The following is a 4,723-nucleotide window of genomic DNA, read 5'->3' on the forward strand; positions in this document are numbered from 1 at the left end:
GACACTTCACAGCAGCGAGCAGCGCACCTGCTGCCCTGGGTGCATCACTACAACTGGCACCGACTGCACGCCAGCCTCGGATACCTGCCCCCAATCAGCAGAGCGCCGCTTTCACTGAACAACGTACTGGGTTTACACAGCTAGCTGCGCCTACCGCCGCCGTAGCCGACCATACTCGAAGATCAGTAGGCCGAGGCAGATGGGCACCACTATCAGGTCGATGCCGATGTGGAACAGGCTGAAGGGGTTGGCATGCACCATCAGGTAGCGGACGGCACCGAGGATACCGCCGATCGCGGGAAGAGAGGCGCCTAGCCACAAGCCCAACAGACCCTGCCTGAGCAGCAGCACGCCGATGAGCAGATAGATCCCGCCGAAGGTCGCCGCCCCCAGCACATTGGGCGCGAAACCGTAGACCAGCAGCTGCGACACATGGGTGATGCCGGAAAGCAGCATCAGCACGGCGGCCAGTCGCCGCAACGCCTTAAGTAGATTCGGACTCATGAACTTACTCCTGCTCCAGTTGGTCGGCGATGGCCCGGAAGGCCGCAAGCGCCTGCTCCGAGGTCTGCTGCGGGTCATAGGCCGGGTTGGCGCTGAGCTGCACTACGACCAACTGGCTGGGTCGATTGACATAGAGGTATTGCCCGCCGAAGCCGATGCCCATGAGTTCCCCCGCGCCGCCGAAGGGTATCCACCACTGGTGGCTGTAGCCGAACTGCGGGCGTTCCGGCAGGCGCTGCAGGAAACCCTCCGTGGGCTTCTCACTCGCCTCCAGCCAGTCCTTTGCGATCAGCGCTTGGCCTTGCCATTCGCCTTCCTGCAGCAATAGCTGGCCCACACGGGCGTAGTCACGTAGTCGCGCGTTGAAGCCCATCCAGGCATGCTCCATGGCGTTATCGACCGCAGGCTGGTCGACCAGCCAGTAGGCCATGTCCTCGGTCCCGATCCGCGACCACAAGTTACGCTCCATGAACTGCGACAGGCTCATGCCGGCGACGCGCTCGAGCAGTGCACCGAGCACCTGGGGGTTGGTGTTGACGTAGCTGAAGCGCTCGCCATGCCGAGCGTCCTCGCTCGGCAACGCACTGGCCGGATGCGGCCGCAGGGACTGGCCACAGGCGAAGCTGCGCCCCGCAGCGGCCTCGATGTCCCGCCCCCGGCCAGCGGCCTTGGGGTCCTGCCCGGCGAAGCGCACCGCGGTGGTCATGTCCAGTACTTGGCGCACGCTTGCCGAGTCATAGGCACTGCCGGCCAACTCCGGCAGATAGAGGCTGACCGGCTCATCCAGGCTGGCAATCAGGCCCTGTTCCAAGGCTACTCCCACCAGCAGGCCGACCAGCGATTTGGTCAGCGAATTGGCCAGGAAGCGGGTTTCCGCAGTGCCGCCGTTAAAGTACTGCTCGCGGCGGATTTGGCCCTTGTGCAGGACCAGGAAGGCATGGGTGCGGGTGTCCTGCAGGAAGTCGTCGAGACGCCGCGCACTGTCGGCGTAACGGAACTCCACCTCGCCCAGCGGCTTGCCTCGCGCTAGCGGCAAGGGATCAGGCGCCGCGCCTATGGCACGTGCCGGGAACTGCCGGTAGGCGCTCTGGTAATGCTGCGGCGCTTCGGCCGTGGTGACGGAAAAATAGCGGGCAACCGCCTGTAGCCGCTCAGGCGGGCAGCTGTCGACGGCCAGCTCCGCCGCCGCCCCCCCGGAGAGACCAAGCATCAGCCCCAAACTTAGGCCGATCCGTGCCCCCTGTTTTGGGTTGTATTTTCTTATGGACATCACTAGCACTCCGGCGCCATAGAAGTGGGTCACGCGAGAGCTACGCGACGCCTGCCGAGACTCTCGCCGAGGACTAGGTTAGGCCGACAGGTTGATGATTAATAATTCAATGATCTCATCAAATGATGCCTTTCGAGCATCATTGCCGATGCAGAGCATCCGCTTATCCGGCCGTCCCGTGACGCTCAGACGTCCGCAGCGACCAGCCCGGGCAGACGGGTCTGGCACAGTTCGATGAAGCGCTGCGCGGCCGGCGAACGAGAGCGCCCGGACAGCTCGATAGCGCTGAGTTCGATGATCAGATCCCAGTCTTCCACCTCGAGCACCGTCAGACGGCCGGCGGCCAGCTCCGCGGCGAACTGCAACTGCGGCGCGACCATCCAGGCATCGGTGTTGACGACGACCTCGCTGAGCACCTGGAAGTCGCTGCACAGTACGCTCACCTGCAGCGCAGCGAGGCCGGGCAGCCTCTTTCGCAGCGGGTGAGTGGGTGACAGTTCGGCGGCGGAGACCGTGGGGAAGTTCATCAGTTCGGCGAACGCGACCTTGCGGCGACTCACCAGCGGGTGCCCGTTGCGGACGAAGATGCTGGACGTGAAGTCCTGTATATGCTGCCAGGCGAGCCCCTCGACGTCGCGGTAACTGCCCAATCCGGCGAGCACCAGATCGAGACTGCGGCTCTGCAGGCCCTGGACCAGCTCCTCGGCAACACCCTCGCGCACCTGCACGCGGACCTGCGGATGCCGCCGGACGAATTCCGGTAATACCGCACGCAGCACCAGCTCCCGGCTGGCCCGGCCGATGCCGATGGACAGTTGCCCCGCCTCCAGATTGCGGTAGAGCCCGGCCTCGCGCTCCAACTCCTCCGCCTCCAGCAACAGCTGGCTGCAGCGCGCGCGGATGCGCAGGTAGAACTCCGTAGCCTGCATGCCGCTCTTGCTGCGGTCGAACAGACGCACCCCCAGCGCCTCCTCCAGATTGCCCAGACTACGGGTCAGGGCCGGCTGGGTGATGTGCAGCGCCTCGGCGGCACGATGGATGGTGCCGTGCTGATGGATCGCTTGCAGGTGTTTGAGCTGCTTAAGAGTGGTCACCCTTTTGATTCCTAAAATGCATCGAAAGATGACTTTATTAAACTGTTCTCGATCGATAGGGAAGCCTAGACTCGGCCGAAAGCAACATTCACCGAGCGCGCGACCCTCCGCGCACCCAGTCGGCACGAGGTAGCTATGCCCCTCCCCACTCTCAAGTTACGCGCAGGTAGTCCCGCTGCCGGGACGAGCACCCGCCTCAGTGGCCTGGGCCTGGGCCTGTTGCTCACGCACCTGCCCGGCCCGGCCGCAGCCGTCGAGTTGCAGGTTGCGGACGGCCAGCGCAGCATCCAGGCCGAGGTCCTCGGCGAAGGCCAGCCGCTGGTGCTGATTCCCTCGCTGGGGCGCGGAGCACAAGACTTCGACGACCTCAAGCAGCGCCTGCGCGCCGCCGGCTACCAAATCATCCTACCCCAGCCACGTGGTATCGCCGGCAGTCGCGGCGCGCTGACCGACCTGACCCTGAACGACCTGGCCGAGGATGTGCATTTGGTCGTGAGCCGGGTGACCGAGCGTCCCGTGGTGGTGATCGGCCATGCCTTCGGCAATCGCGTCGCACGCACCTTCGCCACCCGCTATCCGGAGCGGACCCGCGGCGTGGTCCTGCTGGCGGCGGGCGGCGCCACACCGATTCCGCCGACCGTGGCCAAGGCGCTGCGCGACAGCTTCCGCACCGAACTGCCCGACGCCGAGCATATGGCGGCGGTGCACCTGGCCTTCTTCGCTGACCGCAACGACCCGGCGGTCTGGCGCGACGGCTGGTACCCGCAGGTGGCGCAGTATCAGGAGGCCGCCAACCACGCCACGCCGCGGAACAGTTGGTGGTCGGGCGGCACCGCGCCGCTCCTGGTCATCCAGGCGGTCGAGGACCGCGTAGCGCCACAAGACAACGCCCGCCAGCTGCAGGCTGCCTTTCCCCAGCGGGTGCAAGTCCAACTGCTGGCGAACGCCGGCCACGCCATGCTGCCCGAACAGCCGCAGGCCATCGCGACTCAGATTCTTCAGTGGCTGGCCCAGCACCGCTAACGCCGCACGGCTGCTGCGACCGGGCAAAGCGCGGCCGGCGCCAATTGTTAAGTCAGTGGCACGAAGTATCCAGCAACAAGAGAAAGCCGGCTCCGACAATGGGGCCAGTCTAGGCAGGACTCTAATCGGCGGCCCGCCGGGCAGCTAGCCTGAACGGTGCGCAACCTCAGCGCACGCAATATCGACCCCCCAAAAAGAATAAATAGGAGGGTGTTACATGAAGTCCACTCGAGGCCGACAGGCCCATCCCCAACACCGCCTGAGCAAGGCCGCGCTGGCCGTTGCCCCCCTGGCATTCGCCATCTCCGCTCACGCGGCCGAGTTCGAATGGGGTGAGATCAGCGGCCGCGCCAGTGGCAGCATCAGTGCTGGCGGCATCTGGTCCACGGAAGCCCCCGATTCGAATTTGATCTTCCAGGGCAACGCCAACCGTATCGGCCTGGGCGCGCCAGGCAAGTTCAACCCCACCGGCGCGCGCAACGGCGACGACGGTCGCCTGAATTTTAAGAAGCACGATCTGGTGTCGGCGCCGGTCACCCTGCTCGGCGAGGTGGAGTTCAACTACCACAACTACGGCGCCTTCCTGCGCGGCAAGGCCTGGTACGACTATGTGTTGGAGAACCATAAGGTCGACTATGGGCATTCCTCGAACCTCTATCGGATGAATGCCAAGCTGGACGACAGCGAGTTCGACGACCTGGCCAAGTTCCAGGGCCTGGAGCTGCTCGATGCCTATGTGTTCGCCGACTTCGACATCGACGAGCGACCGCTGCACCTGCGCGCCGGCAGCCAAGTAGTCAACTGGGGCGAGGGGCTGTTCTTCCAGAACGGC

The 4,723-nt window shown here is 64.9% G+C and carries 6 protein-coding genes; 3 read left to right on the forward strand and 3 right to left on the reverse strand.

Translation table 11 applies throughout. From position 1 onward, the window contains the following. Positions 1 to 144 (forward strand): integrase core domain-containing protein (locus J0A65_RS21500; protein ID WP_206596385.1); only part of this gene is annotated, 144 nt, incomplete at its 5' end. A 6-nt stretch (positions 145 to 150) separates the two neighbouring features. Here J0A65_RS21500 and J0A65_RS21505 read toward each other — a convergent pair. The 3 genes from J0A65_RS21505 to J0A65_RS21515 all read right to left on the reverse strand — a co-directional run bounded on the left by J0A65_RS21505 (position 151) and on the right by J0A65_RS21515 (position 2,868). Next, positions 151 to 504 carry a hypothetical protein gene (locus J0A65_RS21505; RefSeq protein ID WP_206596380.1) on the reverse strand — a complete coding sequence of 118 codons (354 nt, stop codon included), beginning with the start codon at positions 502 to 504 and terminating at the stop codon, positions 151 to 153. Between the two features lie 4 nt (positions 505 to 508). Further along, positions 509 to 1,774: a serine hydrolase domain-containing protein gene (locus J0A65_RS21510; protein WP_206596381.1), complete on the reverse strand. Its 1,266-nt coding sequence runs from the start codon at positions 1,772 to 1,774 to the stop codon at positions 509 to 511. 185 nt (positions 1,775 to 1,959) lie between these two features. Next, positions 1,960 to 2,868 (reverse strand): LysR family transcriptional regulator, encoded by a 909-nt coding sequence (locus J0A65_RS21515; protein ID WP_206596382.1) that lies wholly within the window; start codon positions 2,866 to 2,868, stop codon positions 1,960 to 1,962. A gap of 219 nt (positions 2,869 to 3,087) precedes the next feature. Between J0A65_RS21515 and J0A65_RS21520 the strand changes: the two genes are divergently transcribed. Further along, positions 3,088 to 3,891: an alpha/beta fold hydrolase gene (locus J0A65_RS21520; protein ID WP_206596383.1), complete on the forward strand. Its 804-nt coding sequence runs from the start codon at positions 3,088 to 3,090 to the stop codon at positions 3,889 to 3,891. Between the two features lie 217 nt (positions 3,892 to 4,108). Further along, the coding region (locus tag J0A65_RS21525; protein WP_206596384.1) for a DUF1302 domain-containing protein at positions 4,109 to 4,723 on the forward strand (615 nt) is incomplete at its 3' end.

Origin of the sequence: Bowmanella yangjiangensis, assembly GCF_017255015.1 — a bacterium.
Lineage (GTDB): Bacteria > Pseudomonadota > Gammaproteobacteria > Enterobacterales > Alteromonadaceae > Bowmanella > Bowmanella yangjiangensis.

What these genes read in the sequence shown, in the direction of transcription:
- J0A65_RS21505 (WP_206596380.1), bottom strand. Translation starts at nt 504, where the DNA reads ATGAGTCCGAATCTACTTAAGGCGTTGCGGCGACTGGCCGCCGTGCTG.
- J0A65_RS21510 (WP_206596381.1), bottom strand. Translation starts at nt 1,774, where the DNA reads ATGTCCATAAGAAAATACAACCCAAAACAGGGGGCACGGATCGGCCTA.